The following is a 24,254-nucleotide window of genomic DNA, read 5'->3' on the forward strand; positions in this document are numbered from 1 at the left end:
TCCCACGCTAGCGTAAGGCTTATTTTTCTTCAAGAAAAATCTGAGGTAAGTTTCGGAATTCTCGAGGCGTGTTGCGTTGAAACAAACTATTGGCGCGACTGCCGTCAAACCGCACCGTTATCTCGGAGTTTTCCTTATACTTCGTCCGGAAAAGACCCGCTATAGTCAACAGAGTCCCCCCACGCAGGAATACACAACATGAACAAACGTCGTACGACCCTCACGGTGTTGGCGCTGATCGCGTCGCTGGGGTTGTCATCCGCCCCGGCCCTGGCTGACAAAGGCGGCAATGGTAACGGCAACGGTAATGGCCATGGCAACAGCGGCAATCACGGTAATAGCGGTAACCATGGCAACAACGACAACAAAGGCAATAAAGACAATAAAGGCAATAAAGGCAATAAAGAGAAAGGCGGCTATAGAAACGACGATAATCTGGTTTCCGTCAGCCTCTCGCGCGACCGCGCCCGTTCGCTGGCGCGCAACTACGGCCTGACCGGCTACAGCTCGCTGCCACCGGGCATCGCCAAGAATCTGGCGCGCGGTAAACCGCTGCCGCCGGGCATCGCCAAAAAAGTGGTGCCTTACTCGATGCTGCGCGATCTGCCGCAGTACCCGGGTTATGAGTGGCGTATCGCCGGCGACGATCTGGTGCTGGTCGCACTCAGCACCGCGATTGTGGCTTCCGTCATCAACGGCGTGTTCGACTAAGGTTTGTCGAGCGTTATCGGGCCTCGCTGCGGCGGGGCCTTTTTATTTGCCAGCGCGGGGCGGACGTGGTGAACTTTGAGCCTTACGTTTTCACTGCATCATAAGGGAGGCGCCATGTTCAGGGCGTTATTGATAGCCTGCTGTTTGACCAGTTTTCCCGCGTTGGCAGAGGGCGCCGCCGCTATCGGCGAGCTGGTGAACCAACGGCTATCGTTGATGAAAGATGTTGCCGGTTACAAGGCGCAGCAGCATTTGCCGATCGAAGACCTGGCGCAGGAGGCGAAGGTGTTGGCCAGCGCGCAGGCGGAGGCGGGGCGTTTGGGGTTGGAGCCGGCGTCGGTGCGGCCTTTTATCGCCGCGCAGATGGACGCCGCCAAGGCGATTCAGTACCGCTATCGCGCCGACTGGCTGGCGAGCCCGGAACCCGGCTGGCAGCCGCGGCCGTTGGCGCAGGTGCGCCCGCAGATCGCACAGCTGAGCAGCCAGATATTGCAACGGCTGGCGGAGCGGCTGCGCGCCGGCCCGCTCGGCGAGGCGGATCGGGCGGCGTTTATGGCGTCCGTGGATCAGGTGAATCTCAGCGCCGCCGACAAACGGCGGCTGGCGGATGCGCTGCTGGCGGTCAAAACCGGCAGCGCACGCTGAGCGTCAGTCGCGGCCGACGGTGCTGCGGCGGAAGGTCAGCATCCGGCTGCGGTTGGCGATGAGATCCACGTTGTAACCGCGGAAATAGAGGCAAAAGCGTTTTAACCACGGGCCGTCCTGGCACTCCACCAGCATGCGGCCCTGGCCGAGCGGGCTGAGCGTACCGGTCTGCGCCGCCGGGCCGACGCCGATATGCACCCGATCGCCACGAATTTCAAAGGCGGTGCGATAGTGCGGGTGATACCACAGCCCCTGCACATGCTTCAGGCAGTCGCCGTTGGCCGTGACCGGCAGAAAACGGCGTGCCACATGCCCGACTTCGCCCTCGACCGCTTCGCCGGTCCACTTCAATTTGATCGGCATATGGGCGGACAGCGACACCGCGTAGCCGTCCTCGCCCTGATACAGCGGTTCACCGCTGCCCAAATAGGCCAGGTTGCCGTCTTTGACCTCCAACCAGTGTGGTTCGGCCAGCGCGGCGTAAAGGCCGTCTGGGATCGCCGTGCTGCGTTGCGGCAGCGGTTCGCCCAGCAGTGCCGCCATCACCTGCAAAGCCATACCGAAACTGTCGCAGTCTTCGCGGTTGGCCACCAGCGCGACGCCGGCCTGGCGATCGGGCGCCAGCAGGAAATAGGTTTTGTAACCGGCGTGGGAGCCGCCGTGGCCGAGCAAGCGCCGGCGGCCCAGCGGGGTTTGCGCCAGCCCCAGGCCATAGGCGCTGAGTTGGCCCTGATTGAGGCGGCGCGGTGCGCCGAGTTGCGCCAGCACGCCCTGGCCCGGGCCCTCGTCGGCCAGCAGCGTTTGCAGCCAGCGGGTGAGGGCGTGGAGGCTGCCGGTCAGGCTGCCGGAGGCGGAAAGATGCAGGCCGGCGCTGGCGTGTTGCCAGCCCTGCGGCGCTCGCCAGTAACCCGGCACCAACCCCGGCACCACGTCGAACCAGCTTTCCGGCGCCCGCATCTGCACCTGCAGCGGCCGGGCGATGTGCTGTTGCACCAGTTGGTCGAAATCATACCCCTTGCTGCGCAGCGCGGCCTCCAGCAGCCGATAGCCGGTATTGCTGTAGGCGACCTCGCTGCCGGCTTCGTAGTTCAATCTTTCCAGCCCCTCGACAAACTGCATCACCGGCTGCGCCTCGCTGACGGCGTGCAGCGAGATGCCGAGCAGGCCGAGCGTCTCGCGTACGTCGGGCAGGCCGCCGGTCATGTCCAGCGCCTGGCCGACGGTGACGTCCGCCAGCGCGGGTTGCAGGGCGGGCAACAGGTCACCCAGGCGTTGCTCCAGCCGAATGGCGCGATCGGTGGCGTTCAGCGCCAGCGCGGCGAAGATATGTTTGGTCACGGAGGCGTAGCGCACCACGCTGTCGGCGGTGAAGGGGGTATTCTGCGCCAGATCGGCCAGGCCGGCGCAGGCGGTGGCGCGGAGTTGTTCGGCGTCAAACAGGGTGATGGCGCCGCCGGGTTCGCCACGCCGTTGCCAGCCGGCCAGCAATTGTTCGGCGAGGGCGCTGGCAGCGCGCCAGTTTAACGGTGTTACAGACATAGGGCCTCCAGAGTGATGGTTCGAAACGGGCCAGCTCGGCCACACGCCGCCCGGCGCTGACGAGGAGCGCGGGCTTTTCGGCTGATTGTGGCGCAGTGCGTTTTTCGTCGGCCGCTGTTTTGTGCGCTGTTTAGACCAGTCGGTGGGGAATCACGCGAAACTTTGATATGGCGCGCAGAACGCGGCTGACGATGCGGTTAAAGGCAGGGGGAGAAACAGGCGCCCGGCGGCGCCTGCAGAGGGGATCAGTTGAGTCTGGCGGCGCCGTCCAACAGGCCTTCAATCATCTGCTTGAGCAGGCGCTGCAGCGAGGCAGCGCGCTGCGGTTCGAACGCGTAAGGATACTGTTCGGACATGTAGTTCACCTGCGCCAGCTCAAGCTGGATCGCATGCTGTTGCTGCTGCGGCTGGCCGTAGGCGCGGGTGATGTAACCGCCCTTGAAGCGGCCGTTCAGCACGTGGGTGTATTGCTGTTGCTGCTCGCAGCAGGCGACCAGCCGATCGCTCAGCGCCTGGGCGCAGCTTTCGCCGCCGTTGGTGCCGAGGTTGAGATCCGGCAGCTTGCCCTCGAACAGCCGCGGGATCACCGAGGCGATGGAGTGCGCGTCGAACAGCAGCGCATAGCCGTGCCGCGCTTTGAGGCGCGCCAGTTCGTCTTGCAGCTGCTGATGATAAGGTTGCCAAATTTGCTGCAGATAGCCGGCGCGCTCTGCGTCCGTCGGCGCTTTGCCCGGCAGGAAGCTTGGGCGGCCGTCGAACAGCACGTCGGGATACAGACCGGTGGTGGCGGTGGTGTACAGCGGCTTGTCGTCCGCCGGGCGGTTCAGATCGATGACGAAGCGCGAATAGTTGCCGACCAGCACGCTGGCGCCCATCGCCCGGGCGAAGTCGTACAGCTGTGGTATGTGCCAGTCGGTATCGGGCAGCGGGCGGGCGTCGTCGGTCAGCCCGGCTTCGACCGCCGGCGTCAGTTGCGTGCCGGCGTGCGGGATGCTGATCAGCAGCGGCAGGCTGCCGGTCTGGAAGCTAAAAGGATCGCGAATGGTCATTGACGTACTTCTCCTCGGAAAATCACCGTACAGGGCAGCTGACCGCCCAACCAATAAGCCAGTTCCGCTGGCCGCGACAGCGGCCAGTGAACGAAGTCCGCCACCTTGCCGGTTTCCAGCGTGCCGTGGCTGTGTTGCAGCCCCAGCGCTTTGGCGGCGTGGGTGGTGACGCCCGCCAACGCTTCTTCCGGCGTCAGGCGGAACAGCGTGCAGGCCATGTTGATCATCAGGCGCAGCGACAGCGCCGGCGAGGTGCCGGGGTTGGCGTCGCTGGCGATCGCCATCGCCACGTGGTGCTTGCGGAACAGCTCTACCGGCGGGCACTGGGTTTCGCGCAGCAGGTAATAGGCGCCGGGCAGCAGCACCGCGACGGTGCCGGCGTCGCCCATGGCGCGGGCATCTTGTTCGGTGGCGTATTCGAGATGGTCGGCGGAAAGCGCGTGATGGCGCGCCGCCAGCGTGCTGCCGCCGAGGGCGGAGAGCTGCTCGGCGTGCAGCTTGACCGGCAAACCGGCGGCTTCGGCGGCGGCGAAGACCCGCTCCACCTGCGCCGGCGAGAACGCCAGATGTTCGCAGAAGGCGTCAACCGCATCCGCCAGGCCGGCTGCCGCCGCCTGCGGGATGATGGTGTCGCAGACCAGATTGATGTAGTCGTCGGCGCGGTTGGCGTATTCCGGCGGCAGCGCATGGGCCGCCAGACAGGTGGTTTTCACCTCGACCGGCAACAGCTCGCCCAATTTGCGCGCCACCCGCAGCATCTTCAGTTCGCTTTCCGGGCTGAGGCCGTAACCGGATTTGATCTCCACGCAGGTGACGCCTTCCGCCAGCAGCGGCCGCAGGCGGAACAGCGCCTGCTCCAGCAGCAGCGCTTCATCGGCCGCGCGGGTGGCTTTCACCGTGGAAATGATGCCGCCGCCCTGCGCGGCGATCTCGGCGTAGCTCACGCCGTTCAGCCGCTGTTCGAACTCGCCGCTGCGATTGCCGCCGAACACCAGGTGCGTGTGGCAGTCAACAAAACCGGGGGTGATGATGCCGCCGTCGAATTTCACCGTTTCGTCCGCGATCAGGCCGGACGGCAGCGCCGCATGTTCGCCAATCCAGACGATCTTGCCGTCGCGCACGGCGATCGCGCCGTCGGTCAGGGTGTGATACTTGCCGTCGCGCATGGTGACGATATCGGCGCCGTGCCACAGGCTGTCACAGTGAATCTCAGACGTCATTGCTTTCCTCCGCCGGAGCCGCAGCTCCCACATGGTTGTATATACAATTAAAAACAACCTAACGCATTCATCGGGATGTCACAAGAGGCGGGCGAAATTTTGTTATCAGGATGTGATCGATAGCGGAGATGCGGGCGCAGGGCGCGCCCGCCGGGGATCAGACTTCGCTGGTGAAGCGGCCGAACAGTTGATAACGGCTGCCGGGGTACAGCAGCCGGGCCGAGGTCACCACGGTTTTGCCGGACCAGGTGCGGCGATGGATCAGCAGGCCGGGTTCGTGGTCCTCCAGCTGCAGCAGCTCGCGCTCGCGCCGGGTGGGGATCACCGCTTCGACGATGTGTTCGCCGGCGGTCAGCGGCGCGGCCTGCGTCAGGTAGGTGTAAGGCGTGACGCGATCGAAATCCTGCTTCAGGTAATCCGGCGCCACCAGCGGGTTGACGCAGCGGTCTTCCACCTGCACCGGCACGTCGTTTTCGTAATGCACGATCTGCGAGTAGAACAGCCGTTGGCCGGGCTGAATGCCCAGCGCCGTCGCTTCTTCCTCGCTGGCCGCACGGGCCTTCAGCTCGAGGATCTTGCTGCTGTGGCGATGACCGCGCGCGGCGATTTCATCGGCGATGTTGTGCACTTCCAGCAGCGCGGTATGCGCCTTGGCCTCGGCGACGAAGGTGCCGACGCCCTGCATGCGGATCAAAAAGCCTTCGCTGGTCAGCTCGCGCAGCGCGCGGTTGATGGTCATGCGGCTGACGCCCAGTTCCGCCACCAGTTCACTTTCGGAGGGCACGCGCTGGTGCGGTTGCCAATGCCCCGCACGGATTTGATTCACGATCGCCTGTTTGACCCGTTGGTAGATCGGGGCGGGGGCATCGCTCATTGCAGCCGCCAGTTGTAACACGGTCTGTTGTTCAGCCACGACGTTAACCTCGTCAAATAAAAAAATAATAACACCAGTTTACTGTTGATGTCGGCGTATGTATATGTATATACAACTAGTGGCCGTCGCGCCAGAAACTTGCCGGCGGCCGCCAAAAATTCCCGAAGGCGCGCCATCGCCGCGCCTCATTCGCCGTTACACCAACAGTGGAATACTGCCATGCCTGCTTATTTTGCCCCACGCGCTTTGCTCCCTGAGGGCTGGGCGCATAACGTCCGGCTGGACGTCGATGCGCAAGGTTATCTGTCTCAAGTTACCGCCGACGCTGAGCCGCAAGGCTGCACCCGGCTGCACGGCGATGCGGTGCCGGGCATGCCGAACCTGCACTCCCACGCTTTCCAGCGCGCGATGGCCGGGCTGGCGGAAGTGGCGGGCAACCCGCAGGACAGCTTCTGGACCTGGCGCGATCTGATGTACCGCCTGGTGCAGCGCCTGACGCCGGAGCAGGTGGAGGTGGTCGCCCGTCAACTGTATATCGAAATGCTCAAGGGCGGATACACCCAGGTGGCCGAATTCCACTACCTGCATCACGACGCCGACGGTAAGCCTTACGCCGATCGCGGTGAAATGACCGGCCGCCTCAGCGAGGCCGCGCACCAGGCCGGCATCGGCATGACGATGCTGCCGGTGCTGTACAGCTACGCCGGTTTCGGCGCGCAGCCGGCGCAGCCGGGGCAGAAGCGTTTTATTCAGGATACCGAAAGCTACCTGCACCAGCAGCAGGTGATTGCCCGTCAGCTGGCGGATCGTCCGTTGCAGAATCAGGGGCTGTGCTTCCACTCGCTGCGCGCGGTGGCGCTGGGCCAGATGCAGCAGATTTTGGCCGCGGCGGATCGCACCTTGCCGGTGCATATTCATATCGCCGAGCAGCAAAAAGAGGTGAACGACTGCCTGGCGTGGAGCGGGCAGCGCCCGGTGGCCTGGCTGTATGACCATCTGCCGGTCGATCGGCGCTGGTGCCTGGTGCACGCCACCCATCTGGATCGCGACGAGCTTGAAGCGCTGGCGCGCAGCCGCGCGGTGGCCGGGCTGTGCCTGACCACCGAAGCCAACCTCGGCGACGGCATCTTCCCCGGCGACGCTTACCTGCAGCAGCAGGGGCGCTGGGGCATCGGTTCCGACAGCCACGTTTCGCTCAACGTGGTGGAAGAGTTGCGCTGGTTCGAATACGGCCAGCGGCTGCGCGATCAGCGCCGCAACCGTCTGACGACGCCGGAACAGTCGGCGGTGGGCGATGTGCTGTACCTGCAGGCGCTGCAGGGCGGTGCGCAGGCGTGCGGCGCGCCGATCGGCCGGTTGCAGAGCGGCTATCGCGCCGACTGGCTGGTGCTGGACGGCGACGATCCGTATCTGGCGGCGGCGCCGGACGCCTCGATCCTCAACCGCTGGCTGTTCGCCGGCGGCAAAGAGCAAATTCGCGACGTGTTCGTCGGCGGCCGGCAGGTGATCGAGCAGGGGCGGCACGCGCTGCAGCAGCAGAGCAGCGCCGAGTTCCTGCAGGTGCTGAAAACCTTTCAGCAGGAGGCGTAATGAGCCTGACCCGTTTTAGCTTCGCCGCGCTGCCGGTCAGCCCGTGGCGCAACGGCGGTGGGGAAACCCGTGAAATCGTCAGCTGGCCGCCGGGCGCGCAGGATTTTGACTGGCGCGCCAGCATCGCCACCATCGCACAGGACGGGCCGTTTTCCGCCTTTGCAGGCATCGACCGCTCGATCACTTTGCTGGAGGGCGACGGCGTGCGGCTGTTCAGCGCCGGTCATATCGACCATCAATTGGCGCGCGTCGGGGAGCCGTTCGCGTTCTCCGGTGATGTGGCGCTGGAAGCGACGCTGCTGGGCGGCGCCAGCCAGGATTTCAACATCATGACGCGCCGCGGCCGGCAGGCAGCCGAGGTGCGGCGCAGCACGGCGCCCGTCACCCTGCCGTCCAACCAGGCGGGCGTGCTGTATGTGCTGAGCGGGGTTTGGTCGCTGCCGGGGGGCGGCGAAGTGCGGGCGCGCGAGGGCGTCTGGTGGGCGGCGCAGGCGGCGGGCGGTGAAGTGGCGCCGCTGACGGCCGACGGCGCTCTTCTGTGGGCGAACATCACAGCCTGCTAACGCAGAGTAGAGTCCTGCGCCCGGTTATGGGATTATTCACTTTTCCCCATTAATCATAAAGAAGGGCGCATGGCTTCGCTGAAAGACGTCGCAAAACTTGCCGGAGTCTCGTTGATGACGGTGTCCCGCGCCATCAATGAACCCGGCAAGCTGCGGCCGGAAACCTACCGCCGTGTCAAACAGGCTATCGACCAGTTGGACTACGTGCCGGATCTGTCGGCGCGGCGTATTCGCGGTGACGGAAATCGCGTGCAGACGCTCGGCGTGCTGGCGCTGGACACCGCCACGACGCCGTTCTCGGTGGAAATGATCCTGTCGATCGAGAAAACCGCGCGCGAGCGAGGCTGGAACAGCTTCGTCGTCAACCTGTTTGCCGACGACAACGCCGAACAGACCGTCGATCTGCTGCTGGCGCATCGTCCGGATGGGGTGATCTTCACCACGATGGGGCTGCGCGAGGTGACATTGCCGGCCAAACTGCTGGACAAAAAGCTGGTGCTGGCCAACTGCGTCAGCCCGGCGCATTCGATCGCCAGCTACATTCCTGATGACGAGCAAGGGCAGTATGAGGCCACGCGCACGCTGATCGCCAAAGGCTATCGCGCGCCACTGTGCATTCATTTACCGGCGGATACGCTGGCGGCGGGCCTGCGCCGCCGCGGTCTGGAACGCGCCTGGCGCGAAGCGGGGCGCGATGTTGAACAGCTGCGGCAGTATCATCTCGATCTGAGCGGCGGCGATCAAAGCTATCGCGACTGCGTCGCGCTGCTGGAGCGGCATTTCTCTCCCGGGCGGCGCGATTGCGACGTCGTGGTGTGCGGAAACGATCGGATAGCCTTTCTGGTGTATCAGGTATTGCTGGCGCAAGGATGGCGGATACCGCAACAGGTGGCGGTGCTGGGTTACGACAATATGGTCGGCACCGGCGAGCTGTTCCTGCCGGCGTTGACGACGGTGCAGCTGCCGCATTACGAGCTGGGCCGCCTTGCGGCGCTGCATGTGATTGAGCAGCGGGAGCAGCGTGAGACGGTGAAAGTGCCTTGCCCGCTATTGGCGCGTGGTTCGCTATAAGCGCACCGGGTGCGTCGCTGCGCGCCCGGTGCTCATTCCCATTATCCCCAGATGCTTGCCAGCCGCCATCCCGTGATGGGCTCGAACTCTGCCCGGCCGCCTTCGGCGAACAGGCTGAGGTGGCGCTCGCCCGCCGTCGGGTAGATGCGGCTGGTCAGGCAGGCCTGGCCCTGATTGACGAAGATCTCCAGCGATGAGCGGTCAATGAAGATCCGTAGTGACAGGGTGTCACCTTCCGGTAGCGGCACGCTGCGGCAGGTGCACAGGGCGGGGTTGTCATGAAAACGTTCCAGCACCAGCCGGTGCGCCTGATTGTCGACGAACAGGCGCGCCGCATTCCCGATGGCCAGCCCGTAACGCTCGGCGTCGTTGTCGGCCGGTCTCAACGTCAGGGTGAGTTCCTGCACGTCTTCCGCCAGCGGCAGATGTTGATTGGTCAGCGTCTGTGCCAAAAAGGTGTGCGATTCTCGGCGCAACGCCGCCAGTTCACGCGCCGGGTTCATGAGGACGCTGCCGTCGGCGGCCAGCGTCAGCTCGCGCGGCAGGGTGAGGGCGCCGGCCCAGCGGTGCGCTTTGCTGGGCATCGGGGATTCCCACATATCCATCCAGGCAAACAGCAGCCGACGGCCGTCGGCGGCGGTGAAGGTTTGCGGCGCATAGAAATCGTGCCCGGCATCCAGCTCGCAGAAGGGCTGCGTCACCCTGAAGTCGCCGTCCGGCCGCCAGTGGCCGAGCAGATAGCCGCTCTGGAAGCGATTGCGGTAGCGGTAGCCCTGCGCCGCCAGCCCCTGCGGCGAGAACAGCAACAGGTGCTGTTCACCCAGCGGGAAGAAATCCGGGCATTCCCACATATACCCTTGATGCGCCGCCTGCGCGCCGGCCAGCACCCGATCGAAGCGCCAGGCGCGCAGGTCTGCAGAACGGTACAGGCGCACCTGGCCGAGACCGTTTTCTTTGGCGCCGACCACCAGCCACCATTCGCCGTTCTCGCGCCAGACTTTCGGATCGCGGAAATGCTGAATGCCGTCCGGCGGGGCCAGCACCGGCCCATGTTTAACGAAGCGTATGCCGTCTTCGCTGGTGGCCAGACATTGCACTTCCCGCACTTGGCTGTCGTCGCCGGGCTCGCCCAGCCACACGTGGCCGGTGTAAATCAGCGTCAGCACGCCGTTGTCATCCACGGCGCAGCCGGAAAAACAACCGTCTTTGTCATAGGGCGCATCGGGCGCCAGGGCGATGGGCTGGTGCTGCCAGCGGATCAGATCGCGGCTGGTCGCGTGCCCCCAGTGCATGGGCCCCCAGTGTTCGCTGTAGGGGTGATGCTGGAAGAAGGCATGATAGACGCCGTCAATACAGATCAGGCCGTTGGGATCGTTGATCCAGCCGGCGGGCGGCGCGAGATGGAACTGCGGGTAGTATTCGTCTCGGCGCTCTGCGCGCAGGGCTTCGACCGCATGGTCGGCTTGAGCTAAGGCAGTGTTCATTGGATAGACTCGCTTGATTTAATGGCGGATTGAAAGGGGGTTGCGCTGGCGGAACGTTCGCCGCGCAGCAGGAAACAGGAGACAAGCGTCGTGGCGGCGACCGCGCACCCCATCAGCAGATAGGTGTCGGCAAAGCCGATGCGGTCATAACCGTAGCCCGCCAGCGGCGACAGGAAGCTGGCCATCACCTGGGTGATGAACTGAAAGCCTACCAGGTAAAGCGTTGAGGAGAGGCGACTGTCGAAGCGGCTGGCGATGTATTTGAAGATAGCGATCAGCAGGATCGGCAACTCTACGGCGTGCAGCAGTTTCATGGCGGAGATCATCAATGCGCCGCTGACCAAGCCGGAGCCGAACATGCGCAGCGCCATCACGCCACCGGCCAGCAACAGCCCCTGTTTGGCGCCGATGCGGTTCACCAGCAGCGGCGCCAGGAACATACCGCCGGCTTCGAGGAAGACCTGCAGCGAGTTGAGGAAGCCGTACATCTCGTTGCCCTGTTCGCGTGAAGCGAACTGCGAGGCGAAGTAGACCGAAAATTGCTGATCGAAAACGTTGTACACGCTGATACCGAGCACAAACACCACCAGCGCCCAGAAGCCCGGCATACGCAGCAGCGCGAGCGCATCCTGCAGCCGCAGATTTTCCGGTTTGCCGAACGCCAGGCCGGCCATGGCGTTCGGCTTCAGCTCGCGCACCTGGCTGAGCAGCAACAGGAATACCACGGCGGCGGAGGAGGCCAGCCAGAAATTGATGTTCGGATCGATATTGAAGATAAAACCGGCCAAAAAGGTGGCGCTGGCCCAGCCGAGCGATCCCCACATGCGGGCGCGGCCGAATTCGAAACCGCTGATGCGGCTGACTCGCTCGGTATAAGATTCCAGCGCGCCGATGCCGGCGAAGAAGGTGGCGCCGATAAATACCCCGCCGACCAGCGCACCGAGCGGCAGGCTGCTCGCCAGCAGCGGGGCGTAAACGTAGATAAAGAACGGGCCGGTCAGCAGCAGCATCACGCCGAGAAACTGCAGCAGGTGCTTGCGCAGCCCAAGTTTGTCCTGAATAAACCCGTACAGCGGCTGGGCGCACAGCGCCACCAACGAGATAGCGGAGAAGATCAGGCCGGTCTCGGCGCCTTTCAGGCCGATCTTCTGATTCAGCCATAGCGATATCAGCGAAAAGCTGGCAGACCAGGTGAAGAAAAAGAAGAACAGCAGGCCGCTGAGCAGCACGTAATATTTTTTAGTTTCGCGGTTCATGGGTAGGGCCCCGGTGAGTGAAGTTAGTTCTATTGTTAACGTTAACTCGCAAAGGGATGAAGCCAGCAGATATCACGCATGCGATGTTAATCACAAAAGTTAACGTTAACATTTATGCCTTGTGATCGAGGTCACGGGTTGGCAAGGGGGCGATGCGCCCCCCGGAAGATTAACGTTCGTTCAGCGAGCGCAGATGGTCGTCGCGGCGCAGCGTCATCAGCGCAAACAGGCTGACCACCGAGGTGGCGACCACGTAGTAGGCGGGAATGTCGATATTACCGGTCTGTTTGATCAGGCCGGTGATAATCAGCCCGGCCGAACCGGAAAACACCGCATTGGACAGCGAGTAAGCCAGCCCCAAGCCGGTATAGCGCACCCGGGTCGGGAACATCTCCGCCAGCATCGCCGGGCCGGGGCCGGCCAGCAGGCCGACCACGGCGCCGGCGATCATGACCGCCAGCCCTTTGGCCCACAGTGAACTCTGCGCATCCTGCAACAGGTGCAGCAGCGGGAAGGTGAACAGGATCACCGCCGCCACCGCCGTCAGCATCACCGTTTTACGCCCCAGTTTGTCGCTGACAATGCCCGCCGGCAGAATGGTCAGGGCGAAGCCGACGTTGGCCAGCACCGTCGCCACCAGCGCCTGCTGGAAGGTGGCGTGCAATGAGGTTTGCAAATAGGAAGGCATCACCACCAGGAAGGTATAGCCGGCGGCCGACCAGCCCATCATGCGGCCGATGCCGATCAGAATGGTTTTCACCACGCCGCCCAGCTTCGCTTCCGGCGGCGCGGCGGCGTGTTCCGCATGTTGCTGCGCCTGGGTGAACGTGGGCGTTTCCTCGAGCTTTAGCCGCAGCCACAGCGCCACGGCGCCCAGCGGCAGCGCCAGCAGGAACGGAATGCGCCAGCCCCAGTCATGCAGCTGCTGCGCGCTGAGCAGCGCGGCCAACAGCGCCACCAGCCCGGCCCCGGCCAGCAGGCCGAGCGCGACGGTCAGTGATTGCCAGGCGCCGAACAGCCCGCGCTTGCCCTTCGGGGCGAACTCGGTCATCAGCGACACGGCGCCGCCGAATTCACCGCCGGCGAACAGCCCCTGTAACATGCGCAGCAGCGTCAGCAGCAGCGGGGCGGCGACGCCGATCGAGGCATAGGTCGGCATGACGCCGATCAGCGCGGTGGCCAGCGTCATCAACAGCAGAACCGCAATCAGCGTTGGGCGACGGCCGATGCGATCGCCGATGCGGCCGAATATCACCGCGCCGATCGGCCGACAGAAAAACGCCAGCGCGAAGGCGGCGTAGGTGAGGATCAGGCTGGTGATTTCGTTTTCACCCTGCAGCGTGAAAAAATTGGCGGCGATAACGGTGGCCAGGAACCCGTACACCCCGAACTCATACCATTCGATAAAGTTGCCGACCGAGCCGGCCAGCAACGCCTGACGCGAGCGGCGCGCGTCGAGAGTCTGTTGATTCATCCCCGTTCCCATACTTTTGAATTATTGTTTGTCAGTTCTAAATTTATACGACAAAACAATCAATTGATTTCAGCGGGAACTGTGAAGCGCTCAGCGCAGGCCGTCGATACGCCACCATTCGGGGCAAACATCGGCGAACGCAGGGGATGGCGGAAGAGTGAAAACAAAAAAGGGCCGACGAATCGGCCCTTGAGCGGGGGAATGCCGTTACCGTTTTGGCCCGGCGTTCACCAGTTTTTCGCCCGCCGGGGTGACGGTATATTTGGCGAAGTTATCGATAAAGCGCTGCGCCAGATCCTGCGCCTTCTCCTGCCACAGCGATTCGTCGGCGTAGGTTTTGCGCGGATCGAGAATCGACGGATCGACCCCCGGCAGCGCGGTCGGCACGTCCAGCCCGAAGATTGGCAGCGTGAAGGTCTCGGCCTGCTCAATGTCGCCATTCAGAATGGCGTCGATAATGCCGCGCGTATCCTTGATCGAAATACGTTTACCGCTGCCGTTCCAGCCGGTGTTGACCAGGTAAGCCTGGGCGCCGGCGGCCTCCATGCGTTTCACCAGCACTTCGGCATACTGCGTCGGGTGCAGCGTCAGGAACGCGGCGCCGAAGCAGGCGGAGAAGGTCGGCGTCGGCGCGGTGATGCCGCGCTCGGTGCCGGCCAGCTTGGCGGTGAAGCCGGACAGGAAATGGTACTGGGTCTGCTCCGGCGTCAGGCGCGATACCGGCGGCAGTACGCCGAAGGCGTCGGCGGTCAGGAAGATGATCTTGCGCGCATGGCCGGCTTTGGACACCGGCTTGACGATGTTGTCGATGTGATAAATCGGGTAAGAGACGCGGGTGTTCTCGGTCTTGCTGGCGTCGTCGAAGTCGATGCTGCCGTCGGCCAGCACGGTGACGTTTTCCAGCAGCGCATCGCGGCGGATCGCTTGATAGATTTCTGGCTCCGCCTGCGGCGACAGCTTGATGGTCTTGGCGTAGCAGCCGCCTTCGAAGTTGAACACGCCGTCGTCGTCCCAGCCGTGCTCGTCATCGCCGATCAGCTGGCGCTTCGGATCGGTGGAGAGGGTGGTTTTGCCGGTGCCGGACAGGCCGAAGAACACCGCCACGTCGCCTTGCTCGCCGACGTTGGCCGAGCAGTGCATCGAGGCGATGCCCTTCAGCGGCAGCAGGTAGTTCATGATCGAGAACAGGCCTTTCTTCATCTCGCCGCCGTACCAGGTGCCGCCGATCAGCTGCATGCGTTCCGTCAGGTTGAAGGCGACGAAGTTCTCCGAGTGCAGCCCTTGCTGCTGCCAGTCCGGGTTGGTGCATTTGGCGCCGTTCAGCACCACGAAGTCCGGCTCAAAATCCGCCAGCTCTTCGTCGCTCGGGCGAATAAACATGTTTTTCACGAAGTGCGCCTGCCAGGCCACCTCGGTGATGAAGCGCACTTTCAGGCGCGTGTCGGCGTTGGCGCCGCAGAACGCGTCGACCACGAACAGACGCTTGCCGGAGAGCTGGTTGCCCACCAGCGTCTTCAGATGCTGCCAGACCTCCGGCGAGAGCGGCTGGTTGTCGTTCTTGCCGGTGCCGTTGTCCGACCACCAGACGGTATCGCGCGTGGTGTCGTCGCGCACGATGTATTTGTCCTTCGGCGAACGGCCGGTGAACTCACCGGTTGCGACGTTGACCGCACCCAGTTGGGTGAGGGTGCCGCGTTCCAGCGGCGGCAGGTCGGCGCGGGTCTCTTCGGCGAACAGCAATTCATAGCTGGGGTTATAGACGACGTCGGCGGCCTGATGAATGCCGTAGCGAGCGAGGGTTTGTGGGGTAACAGCGCGTGAAGACATATTCTACTTCCTTATGAGTCATATTATGCCTCTTTCCCGTGCGGTGCCGCGCGCAGGATTAAGGTTCGGATCAAGCTGACCGGATTCAGCTAATGCGTTTCCGGTTCTTTATTAATAAAACAGGGGGCTTTTTCGCCCTCCTATAGCATAGCAGCGAATTTAAACCCGATTACTTTAATTACAAAATGCTGACGATAATTAATTAAAACTAACCTTGGCGGAGGGTCACAATATTGAATTCCGCCGGCGTAATTTAGTTTTGCATTTTTATTTTTTATCATATCGTCAGGGCTGTCCACTGTTTTATTTCTTATTAGAAAAAGCGAAATCCACAATAGGATTTTTCGTAATCATTTGTTTTTGCTTGGCTGTGACAGGGCTGCTGCGCCAGGTGAATCTAACCGTACTGTACGCTTGTCAGCAGGGTGAATAATGAAACAGATAAATGCAGAACTGGCCTGTGATAAAAATGCGGCATCGTCCGAATCCTCAGGATTAATTAATCAACTTCGTCAAATAGATATCGGTGCGGTGCCGATCGCGTTGTTTATCACGATTTGCGCGATCGTGGCGATTTCCGCCTACGCCAACTTCCTGCCGAAGAATATGATCGGCGGCCTGGCGGTGATAATGACGCTGGGCTTTGCGCTGGCGCAGTTGGGAAAAAGCATTCCCGTGCTGCGCGATATCGGCGGGCCGGCCATTCTGTGTTTGATGGTGCCGTCGGTGCTGGTCTATTTCAACGTCTTCCAGCCCAACGTCATGGGCACCGTTCATCTGCTGATGAAAGACGCCAACCTGCTCTATTTCGTCATCGCCAGTCTGGTGGTCGGCAGCATTCTCGGCATGAACCGGGTGATCCTGATTCAGGGGATGATTCGCATGTTTGTGCCCTTGGTGGTCGGTACGGTGACGGCGGTGATCACCGGGCTGCTGGTGGGCAAGCTGTTCGGCTTTACCTTTTATCACACCTTCTTCTTCATCATCGTGCCGATCATCGGCGGCGGCATCGGCGAGGGGATTTTACCGCTGTCGCTGGCCTATTCGGCGATCCTGGGCTCGACGCCGGACGTCTACGTCGCGCAGCTGGCGCCGGCGGCGGTGCTGGGCAACATCTTCGCCATCGTGACCGCCGGGGTGCTGGCGCGCATCGGCATGCAGCGCAAGGCGCTGAGCGGCGACGGCATGCTGATCCGCTCGGCGCAGGAGAACGCGATGTTCGCCATCAAGGAGCAAAGCGGCAACGTCGATTTCCAACTGATGGGCGGCGGGTTGCTGGTGATCTGCGCCTTCTTTATCGTCGGCGGCCTGTTTGAACACATCGTGCATATTCCCGGCCCGGTGCTGATGATCCTGTTCGCGGTGCTGTGCAAATACTGCCGGGTGATCCCGGCCTCGATGGAGACCGGCGCGCACAGTTTCTACAAGTTCGTCTCCACCGCGCTGGTGTGGCCGCTGATGATCGGTCTGGGCATGCTGTACGTGCCGCTGGAAAGCGTGGTGGCGGTGTTCTCGGTCGGTTATGTGGTGGTCTGCGGTTCGGTGGTGCTGTCGATGGGGCTGGTCAGTTTCCTGATTGCGCCTTACCTGAAGATGTTCCCGGTGGAAGCGGCGATCGTCACCTGTTGCCACAGCGGCCTGGGCGGCACCGGTGACGTGGCGATCCTGTCGGCATCGAACCGCATGGGGCTGATGCCGTTCGCCCAAATCGCCACGCGCATCGGCGGCGCTTCCACGGTCATTGGCGCGACGCTGCTGCTCGGTTGGTTAGTCTGAGTCCAGAGTTTCTTATGGATGGCCGGGGTTGGATTGCCCCGGTTTTTTATTTCGAGGACAGCCGCACCCACAGCGTGATGAGCTATTTCAGCGAAAGCAACATTGGGCAGGACTTTAAAGGCGCGTACTCATCCGGGCCATTGCTCAACGACATCACGGCGATCCCGCATTTCTACGGCGTCAACATGCACACCCGCATCGGCGATACGATCTACGGTTTCAATTCCAATACCGATCGCGACTTCCTCACCGCCACCGGCGGATTGGATCCGCGACTTCGTGCGCGGTGAAGACAAGATCGATCTGACGCTGTTCAACACCGGCAGCGATTTCCTGGTGAAAGTGGTGGGGCAGCCGCTGGATGCGGATGATTTCGTGCTGGCGTAATGCAGGCAACAAAAATAGGGCGTTTTGGGCAAAAACCCGACAATTCCTATTAATTCCGTCATATTAGCGTGACATAGTAGCGCGCAGAAGGCCGGGCTTGCATACCTCGGGCTTCTGTCGGATCGCCAACCTTTTCGGTTGGCGATTCATTTTCCGCCTTTCAGCATGTTGATGGCGGCGCCGAGCAGGATGCGCCGTTCGATATCGTTGCTGTCCGCCAGCTGCCGCGCCAGATGTTTTTCCAGCGTTTCCACCGATAGCGCTTCGCCGCGATGGCGCAGCTGCATCACACCGTCGCCGATCAGGCGTGCGACCTCATCCCATACGGGTTTAATCTCCTGTTCCGAGAACGTCATGGCCTACCTCGGTTGGTTGATTTTTGCCCAATGTAGCAGCTGAACTGCGGCTTCGCTACCGGCTGCCTAAAACAGGAAGCATAAAAAACAAGCCATCAGTATTTCTTCTGGTTTTTACGCTCAATACTTGCGGTGTCGAAAAGCAGGAGAAAACATCATGAACTGGGTCGAAACCTTTACGGAGTACTACCGCCTGAGCCGCACGGGTGAAACGCAGCATTGGCTGTGTCGCCGCTGGTTGCCGCAGGGAGAGGCGCGCTTGGCCTATTTGCGGGAGTTGCTGGAGCCGACCGCGCCGCGGCGGCGGTGAGCAGGGCGCCGGCGTTTGGCCGGCGTCGTTTCGCGGGATTAACCGAAGGCTATCGCCGCCCAACGCAACAGCAGCAACGCCAGGCAGATCAGCAGCAGCACCACCACCATTTTACTGAGCTTGGCGCCCATGCGTTTTGTTGCCACGTTGTTTCCCCTTTAGCTGAAATACCATCCACCGGCGAGGATGATGAGGAAAAGTGTCACTAACGCGACGCCGTTGAGTAAATCGCTGAAGGTATCGTCAGCATCGATGTCATTTTGCCGCATGTTGCCGCCTGGCGGTCGCCATTGGGTGAATAATGTTCACAGTATGCGCCCGACAGCGCGGCAGGCACAGCGAAGAACGGTAAAAACGCGTAAAGGCGGCGGTGGCGGAACGCGCAGTCGCGCTTGCGACGGATGCAGACGGCCGGCAATACGTTGTACTATCCTGTCTGCATTGATGCATTTTTCCTAAAGGTATAATCATGGCGACGGCAATTCCACAGAAATACGAGCACCTTGAGCGCTGGGCGTTCGGCGATACCGAGCAGCAGGCCGATGAAGTGGTGCAATTGATCCTCAATGGCACCAAAACGGCCACCTGTTCCAACCTCGACGGTGAGGGGATCCCGCAGGCCGGCGATCGGTTCCTGGTGGTGGACGGCAAGGGTGAGCCGGTCTGCGCGGTCGAGCTGACCGCGGTGGAAATGAAAACTTACGATCAGGTCGATGAAGCGCACGCCTTTGCCGAAGGCGAGGGCGATCGCTCGCTGGCGCACTGGCGCAAAGAGCTGCAGCGCTTCTTCGAAGAGTACGATCTGTTCTCGCCGGACATGACGCTGGTGCTGATGAATTTCAAAGTCGTCGACAAATTCTAATCTTATGCGCGCCGTTCCCTACGAGTGCCTGTGGGCCAGCCCGGAACTGGCCGCCGATCTGATCGCCGGCCGCGCGACGCTGGCGCAAGACGAAAATTGGGCGCGCAGCGGCGCCCGCGATCGGGCGGAGTACGTCGAGTGGGCCAATCACGTGTGCGGCATGGCCTGTCTGAAAATGGTGCTGGGCCACCGCGACGGCGAAGCGCCGCCGCTGCTGGAGCTGGCGCGGCGCAGCCTGCCTTACGGCGCCTATGTGCGCGAAGGGGAGCGGATAAAGGGGCTGATTTACGCGCCGTTCGTCGAGTTCGTACGCGAGCAGTTCGCGCTGCAAGCGGAGGTGAAGGTGGGGTTGGAGGCCGCTGACGTGCCGGTGCTGCTTCAAGAATGCCGTTACTTTATCGCCTCGGTGCATCCCTCCATTCGCCGGCCGGAGAGCATACCGCCGCAGCGGGGCGGGCATCTGGTGCTGATCACCGCCGCCGATGCGCAAAGCGTGACCTTCCACAATCCTTCGGGCGACAGCCCGGCGACGCGCGAGCGGGTGCACCTGCCGCTCAGCCGCTTCGCCCCTTTCTTTGCCGGCCGCGGCATCGCCATCGCATAAAAAAACGCGCTGTTTCCGATGAAAACAGCGCGTCGTCAGCAGTTCTGATGCATTTTCATGCCAGCCGCATCACCCAGGCGTCCGCCTGCCGATCGTAGTGCTGCTTGTACAGCAGTGACTGTTTGCCGTCGAGGATCGCCGGAATGCTGGTGTGTTCATCCCAGCCGTCCAGCTGCATGCACAGATCCGGATCGGACTTGCAGGGAATGCTCAGGGTGCCGGCGCGGTCGGCGCCGGCGTGAAGATGCGCGTCATCGACCTCGAAGCTGCCAATTTTTACGACGGTTTTGCTCATGGGAACTCCTTGCTCAATGGTGTGGTAGGAGGTTAGACCAGTGCGGCCATCGGTAACAGCATAGCCAAGTGAGCAAAAAATGCCACATAAAAATTACATTTTGGAAACAATTTCCACGACGGCAAAGCACCGCGCCTAGTACTCCACCACAAAACTGAGATTGTCTTGATAGCTGCCGACCGCCACTTCCGTCTGCGCCGCATTGACCGCCGCCATATACGGGATGCTTTGCGCCAGCCCGGTGCCGGCGCCGCTCTGTTTGTTGGTGCTATCCCAAACGGTCGTCGTATTGGGCAAGTAAATCTGATACTGCATGAAATTGCTGGTGCCGCTTTTCATACGCCGCCAACCGGAGACCGGGTTATTGCCGTTGGTGAAATAGGTGTTGTATCCCTCGGTTTTGGTGCAGGTCAGGGTGATGCTCTGATTGACAGGATTGAACTGCCCGACCAACGCCATGCTGCCGAAGTTGACGTTGGGCGCGGTGCCGATCAGGCAGTCTTTGGTGATGGCGACGCTGACGCTGACCGTGCTGGCCTTGTTGACGCCGTCCCACCAGATGCACAGGCCGAGCACGCCGAGGCCGCAGATATGGTAGTTCCAGATCAGGTTGATGGTGTCGGTATAGGTGCCCGAACGCACGTTGGCGCCGGCGGTGGTTTTGATATACAACGGAAAGTTGACGTTGGAAGAGATCAGGATCAGCGACAGCAGGTTCAGCGAGCTGTAGTCAATGGTCTGCCCGATGCTGTAGGGATATTGATAGTTGGCGTCGGGATAGATCAGGTAGGCGATTTTATCGCCGGAACCGTCGGTGTTGGCGACCGCCATGCCGTTGGTGGTCGACGCAACCTTGACCGTGACGGTGTTCTGCGACAGCAGCGATAGCCCGAGGCCGGTGCAGTTGAGGCCGGCGGTGCCCTGGGCATTGATCTGCCCGTTGTAGACCACGAAAGAGCTGCTTCCCGGTAAGGTGACGGTGCCGTTGGTGGTGGCGCAGTCGGCGAATGCGCGCTGACAGAACAGCGAGAGGGTTAACAATAAGAAGGCTTTCAATCCCCGAAACATAGTGACTCTCCGTCGTTGAATTAGCGGCAGACAACCGGGCCGACGCGCTGGATGCCCTGAGGCTTCGCCAGGCTGAATTCCGCCTGACACGGCGGGCCGCCGTCGGCCGGGATCACGCTCAGCCGATTGTGCTGTTGCACCGGGTCGATATAGGTCATGCCATCCCAACCGACATAGCTTTGCTGATTGCCGCCAACCACCGCCACCTGGCTGCCGTTGGCCAACGGTTTGCCTTGTTCGTCAACCAGTTCGACGTCGGCGGCGGAGATGGGTTGGATGGGGAACTCAACCAGAAAACCGCTGTGATCGCGAATGGCGACGGTTTTTTCCACCGTCGGCAGTGCGACGTCGGCGGGCAGGCTGAGCGGATCAATCTGGAATTTCGCATGGTAGTAAGAGGTGACGGTCGGCACCAGTAAATAGCCCTGGGCGTCGGTCTTGCCGATCGGCTGGTTCTCATAGCTCACCGGAATGTCGGCGTATCCTTGCGTGGACACCAGCGCAAAGGCATCGTTGATGGTGTTGGTGGCGTACACGCCGCCGTTCATCGCCACCAGCGAACCGCTGATTTCTCCCCAGTGGTTGGTTTCATCGCGGGTGCCGTATACGCCCGCTCGGGCTTCGAGTCTGCGGGTGCGCCAGGTCAGATCGGCCTGGCGGTAATCGCCGCCGCTCGGGTTATTGGCGTAGGCCAGATTCCAGCCGAAACCGCCATTGGTCGGCGCGGCGCGGCTGTAGCTGACGCGTTCGCTCCAGCGGTTGTTGTTGTCGCGCGCGGCGCTGAAGCTGGCCGTGCCCCAGCTGTCGAACGGAATGGAGAGCTGCAGCTGGGCGCTGTAACCGCTGCTGCCGATTTCCCGGTTCAGCGAGGCGTACAGGCTGCTGTTGCGCCAAAGCGACACGCTGTAGGACAGGTTCACCAGGCGGGTTCGCTGAGCGATGGCGTCGCGGACGTCAAAATAACCGGCGCCGAGGCTGCCGAGCCGGCCCAGGCTGACGCTGCCGGTCAACTGATCGGTGCGGCGGCTCAGGCGGTAGTCGCTTTTATACACGGAAATGTCGCCAAAATCGGCGCTGCGCAGGATGCGTTGGGCGTTGAGGCTGAAACGTTGGTTGCTGTAGGTGTAACCAAAGCTGCTCTGATCGCCGTGGTTGCCGGTGTAGCGATAGACGGGCTGGGGATCCGGCTGTTGCAACGGCCTGCCGGTCAGCGGATCGTAATAGGTGGGGGATTGTATCGCCCGTCCGCCGTTAAACGCTTCATCGCCGGCCTGGCTGACGCTGTAGGACGCGTTGAGAACCCCCCATTGCCCGACGCGAAGGTCGGCGCCGGCGCCGCCAACCGCCAACTCGGCTGCGCCTTCGGCGCGTCCTTCCAGGGTTAACCAATCAGTGACGCCGTAACGTAAGCTGGCGCTGCCGACCCATTGCCCGTAATCGGCAGAACTCAACCCGTAGTTGCGCCGCAGCAAACCGGTGGAAATGCTGAAATCGCTCATGCCGGTCTGCAGCAGGTTGCTGGCCACGTAGAACGGCACCGTGGTGCTGACCTGGCGGCCGAGGGCGTCGGTGGTGACGACGGTGGCCTGACCCGCGCCGTTAATGTAGGGCACGCTGTTGAGGGTGAACGGCCCGGGATTGATGTTGGTGGTGCTGTTTTTATAGCTGTTGATGTATAAATCGACGCTGCTGGGCAATGCCGCCTGGCCGGAAAATTGCGGCAGCGGGTAGGTGATAAGATCCGGGCGCACCGCGAAATTGCGCGCCAATTGCAAGCCGCCGATGCGCACGGCGCTGCTCCAGGGGAGCGAGCCGGTGGTAAGGTCACCGGCGATCACACTCAGCATCCGCTGGTCGTCGTTGAAACGCCAGTAGCTGTCGTATCGAATATAGCGCCCGCCATCGTCGTTCGGCCCGCCGTTAAACCCGCTGCGGTAGATGCCGGTGTTGGCGATGACGCCGAACCCGTCGAACAGCCGCTGTTCGCTCCACGCCGACAGGTAGCCCGGCCGGCCATTGCCGTTGCTTTGGCTAGCATAGATGTCGTAGTTGAACAGCAAACCCAGGCTGCTTTGCGCCGGCAAGCGCTGCAACGGTGAATGGGCGCCGATGGTTTGCTGCGGCAACCAGTCGTTGGGCACGTTGATCAGCAACTGCTGGCTCTCGCCGCTGTAGCTGACATCCACCTTCTCCAGCCGATCGACGGCGATCTCTTTCGCCTGCTTATCCGCTGCCGGCAGCCCGGCGTCGAGCAGTTGCTGGGGCGTCATGTAGTAATGGCCGCCGCGGTAGTTGATCGGCACGACGTTGCCGGTTTGGCGCCCGTTGACGACCGGCTCCAGATACAGCGTGGTGTCCGGCATGCTGACGGCGCTGGGCGGCGGCGGCAGATCGTCGCCGAGCGCAAACGGCAGCCAGCCGCCGGCCGCCATGCTCAGCATGGCAAACGCCAGCGGCCTAAGGCTGAAACGCCGCGTCGATAGCCTCCCTGTCGGCTGCACCTGGGCCTCAATAAGACGGAATGGCTACGGGCTGTTTGTTGTCATTGACCGTGGCCATCAGCTTGCCGCTGCTGAAACCGCCGGCGGGCGGCAAGGCAAAGCGCATTTGCGAACCGGGCAGCACGTATCCCATCAGGCCGGGATTCAGGCTGCGGCCTTGCAGCGTCACTTTCGAAATGCGGGCATGCACTGCGCCTTGATTTCGCACCTCCAGCCAGCGTTCGCTGCTTTGCTGCTGTAGACGATAGCTGAGCTGAGGTTGGCTGGCGGTCGCGTAATCGCGCGGTTTTTCGCTGTCCTGTTTGGTCCAAATGCCCTTGCCGCTGACGAACAGCGGCACCGAGTAGCGCATCTGGAATTTCAGCCCCATCTCCGCACCGCCGGGGGCGGCGCCCGACGATTGTTCTTTCACCGGCACCTCATCGACCAAAATGCGGTAGGCACGTTCCTGTCCCGCCGCCGGGGCCGACTGTTTGATCAGGCGTATCAGCTGGCGTTTGCCTGGCGCGATCGACGCCACCGGCGGGCTGGCGATCACGTCGCTTTGGTTGCTGTAATCGTCTTTGCCGGCGGTTTGCCGCCAACCCAACACGCGAATTTGCATATAGACCGGTTTGCTGTCGCGATTTTCCAGCCACAGCGCGGTGGCCTGTTGTTGATCTTCAATCACCGGATCGATAGGCCAAATGAGAATGGAGGCCGCGGCCAGGGCGTGCTGCTGGCTTGCCAGGAGCAGGGCTGCCGTTAACGGCAGGCGGAAGGGTATGCGCATAACTCATCCTTATTGCAAAA

Annotated in this window: 23 protein-coding genes and 1 pseudogene; 10 read left to right on the forward strand and 14 right to left on the reverse strand. The window is 62.1% G+C overall.

What is annotated here, in order from left to right:
• The first annotated feature begins 198 nt into the window (after positions 1-198).
• Together ACK3CV_RS11045 and ACK3CV_RS11050 are read left to right on the forward strand one after the other, a co-directional pair.
• Positions 199-711, forward strand: coding sequence for an anti-virulence regulator CigR family protein (locus ACK3CV_RS11045; protein WP_086579703.1), 513 nt, complete (start codon positions 199-201; stop codon positions 709-711).
• A gap of 114 nt (positions 712-825) precedes the next feature.
• On the forward strand, positions 826-1,356 hold the full coding sequence (locus ACK3CV_RS11050) for a chorismate mutase (protein ID WP_086579704.1): 531 nt from the start codon (positions 826-828) through the stop codon (positions 1,354-1,356).
• A gap of 3 nt (positions 1,357-1,359) precedes the next feature.
• On the opposite strand, the gene ACK3CV_RS11055 is transcribed toward ACK3CV_RS11050, so the two are convergent.
• From ACK3CV_RS11055 to hutC, 4 genes are all read right to left on the reverse strand, one after another.
• Positions 1,360-2,895 (reverse strand): serine hydrolase domain-containing protein, encoded by a 1,536-nt coding sequence (locus tag ACK3CV_RS11055; protein WP_164038217.1) that lies wholly within the window; start codon positions 2,893-2,895, stop codon positions 1,360-1,362.
• A gap of 245 nt (positions 2,896-3,140) precedes the next feature.
• Positions 3,141-3,944 carry an N-formylglutamate deformylase gene (hutG, locus tag ACK3CV_RS11060; protein WP_047567892.1) on the reverse strand — a complete coding sequence of 268 codons (804 nt, stop codon included), beginning with the start codon at positions 3,942-3,944 and terminating at the stop codon, positions 3,141-3,143.
• Positions 3,941-5,164: an imidazolonepropionase gene (gene hutI / locus ACK3CV_RS11065; protein WP_033638256.1), complete on the reverse strand. Its 1,224-nt coding sequence runs from the start codon at positions 5,162-5,164 to the stop codon at positions 3,941-3,943. The genes hutG and hutI overlap by 4 nt, the downstream gene beginning before the upstream one ends.
• A 157-nt stretch (positions 5,165-5,321) precedes the next feature.
• Positions 5,322-6,077, reverse strand: coding sequence for a histidine utilization transcriptional repressor HutC (hutC, locus tag ACK3CV_RS11070; RefSeq protein WP_033646346.1), 756 nt, complete (start codon positions 6,075-6,077; stop codon positions 5,322-5,324).
• Between the two features lie 180 nt (positions 6,078-6,257).
• On the opposite strand from hutC, the gene ACK3CV_RS11075 reads away from it, so the two are divergent.
• The 3 genes from ACK3CV_RS11075 (at position 6,258) to ACK3CV_RS11085 (ending at position 9,262) form a co-directional block, all read left to right on the forward strand.
• Complete coding sequence (locus tag ACK3CV_RS11075) at positions 6,258-7,628, forward strand: formimidoylglutamate deiminase (protein WP_164038221.1); 1,371 nt, start codon at positions 6,258-6,260, stop codon at positions 7,626-7,628.
• Positions 7,628-8,191: a HutD/Ves family protein gene (locus ACK3CV_RS11080; RefSeq protein ID WP_164038222.1), complete on the forward strand. Its 564-nt coding sequence runs from the start codon at positions 7,628-7,630 to the stop codon at positions 8,189-8,191. The genes ACK3CV_RS11075 and ACK3CV_RS11080 overlap by 1 nt, the downstream gene beginning before the upstream one ends.
• Positions 8,192-8,260: 69 nt before the next feature.
• Positions 8,261-9,262 (forward strand): LacI family DNA-binding transcriptional regulator, encoded by a 1,002-nt coding sequence (locus tag ACK3CV_RS11085; protein WP_041034807.1) that lies wholly within the window; start codon positions 8,261-8,263, stop codon positions 9,260-9,262.
• A gap of 41 nt (positions 9,263-9,303) precedes the next feature.
• Here the strand turns inward: ACK3CV_RS11085 and ACK3CV_RS11090 are convergent, their stop codons facing one another.
• From ACK3CV_RS11090 to pckA, 4 genes are all read right to left on the reverse strand, one after another.
• Complete coding sequence (locus tag ACK3CV_RS11090) at positions 9,304-10,746, reverse strand: glycoside hydrolase family 32 protein (protein ID WP_164038225.1); 1,443 nt, start codon at positions 10,744-10,746, stop codon at positions 9,304-9,306.
• On the reverse strand, positions 10,743-12,002 hold the full coding sequence (locus tag ACK3CV_RS11095) for an MFS transporter (protein ID WP_164038228.1): 1,260 nt from the start codon (positions 12,000-12,002) through the stop codon (positions 10,743-10,745). Before ACK3CV_RS11095 ends, ACK3CV_RS11090 begins: the two co-directional genes overlap by 4 nt.
• A gap of 169 nt (positions 12,003-12,171) precedes the next feature.
• Entirely contained in the window at positions 12,172-13,476 is a 1,305-nt protein-coding gene (locus ACK3CV_RS11100) for an MFS transporter (protein WP_164038230.1), read from the reverse strand.
• Between the two features lie 207 nt (positions 13,477-13,683).
• The gene (gene pckA, locus ACK3CV_RS11105; RefSeq protein WP_164038233.1) at positions 13,684-15,303 is read right to left on the reverse strand and encodes a phosphoenolpyruvate carboxykinase (ATP); all 1,620 of its coding nucleotides are present in this window, start codon (positions 15,301-15,303) and stop codon (positions 13,684-13,686) included.
• Between the two features lie 432 nt (positions 15,304-15,735).
• On the opposite strand from pckA, the gene ACK3CV_RS11110 reads away from it, so the two are divergent.
• Both ACK3CV_RS11110 and ACK3CV_RS11115 read left to right on the forward strand, forming a co-directional pair.
• Positions 15,736-17,079, forward strand: coding sequence for a 2-hydroxycarboxylate transporter family protein (locus tag ACK3CV_RS11110; protein ID WP_033638272.1), 1,344 nt, complete (start codon positions 15,736-15,738; stop codon positions 17,077-17,079).
• A 47-nt stretch (positions 17,080-17,126) separates the two neighbouring features.
• A pseudogene (locus ACK3CV_RS11115) lies at positions 17,127-17,339 on the forward strand (M10 family metallopeptidase C-terminal domain-containing protein); the annotation flags it as partial.
• Positions 17,340-17,612: 273 nt separating this feature from the next.
• Here the strand turns inward: ACK3CV_RS11115 and ACK3CV_RS11120 are convergent.
• A complete protein-coding gene (locus ACK3CV_RS11120) occupies positions 17,613-17,822 on the reverse strand; it encodes a hypothetical protein (RefSeq protein ID WP_004931526.1) in 210 nt (69 codons plus the stop codon).
• A 157-nt stretch (positions 17,823-17,979) separates the two neighbouring features.
• Here ACK3CV_RS11120 and ACK3CV_RS11125 point away from each other — a divergent pair, with 157 nt between their 5' ends.
• Entirely contained in the window at positions 17,980-18,132 is a 153-nt protein-coding gene (locus ACK3CV_RS11125; RefSeq protein WP_162846222.1) for a hypothetical protein, read from the forward strand.
• A 38-nt stretch (positions 18,133-18,170) separates the two neighbouring features.
• On the opposite strand, the gene yniD is transcribed toward ACK3CV_RS11125, so the two are convergent.
• Entirely contained in the window at positions 18,171-18,263 is a 93-nt protein-coding gene (yniD, locus tag ACK3CV_RS11130) for a small membrane protein YniD (protein ID WP_223307179.1), read from the reverse strand.
• A 338-nt stretch (positions 18,264-18,601) separates the two neighbouring features.
• On the opposite strand from yniD, the gene ACK3CV_RS11135 reads away from it, so the two are divergent.
• Positions 18,602-18,994, forward strand: coding sequence for an ASCH domain-containing protein (locus ACK3CV_RS11135; RefSeq protein ID WP_033638276.1), 393 nt, complete (start codon positions 18,602-18,604; stop codon positions 18,992-18,994).
• 4 nt (positions 18,995-18,998) lie between these two features.
• Positions 18,999-19,598, forward strand: coding sequence for a cysteine peptidase family C39 domain-containing protein (locus ACK3CV_RS11140; RefSeq protein ID WP_164141377.1), 600 nt, complete (start codon positions 18,999-19,001; stop codon positions 19,596-19,598).
• Positions 19,599-19,653: 55 nt separating this feature from the next.
• Here ACK3CV_RS11140 and ACK3CV_RS11145 read toward each other — a convergent pair whose 3' ends face one another.
• From ACK3CV_RS11145 to ACK3CV_RS11160, 4 genes are all read right to left on the reverse strand, one after another.
• Positions 19,654-19,893 carry a DUF1480 family protein gene (locus tag ACK3CV_RS11145; protein ID WP_004931517.1) on the reverse strand — a complete coding sequence of 80 codons (240 nt, stop codon included), beginning with the start codon at positions 19,891-19,893 and terminating at the stop codon, positions 19,654-19,656.
• Between the two features lie 135 nt (positions 19,894-20,028).
• On the reverse strand, positions 20,029-20,961 hold the full coding sequence (locus ACK3CV_RS11150) for a Csu type fimbrial protein (RefSeq protein ID WP_164141379.1): 933 nt from the start codon (positions 20,959-20,961) through the stop codon (positions 20,029-20,031).
• Between the two features lie 20 nt (positions 20,962-20,981).
• Entirely contained in the window at positions 20,982-23,402 is a 2,421-nt protein-coding gene (locus ACK3CV_RS11155; protein WP_204280372.1) for a fimbria/pilus outer membrane usher protein, read from the reverse strand.
• 67 nt (positions 23,403-23,469) lie between these two features.
• On the reverse strand, positions 23,470-24,234 hold the full coding sequence (locus tag ACK3CV_RS11160; protein ID WP_033638279.1) for a fimbrial biogenesis chaperone: 765 nt from the start codon (positions 24,232-24,234) through the stop codon (positions 23,470-23,472).
• Positions 24,235-24,254 lie beyond the last annotated feature (20 nt).

The sequence above is a fragment of the Serratia sp. TSO36 genome (genome assembly GCF_057808395.1).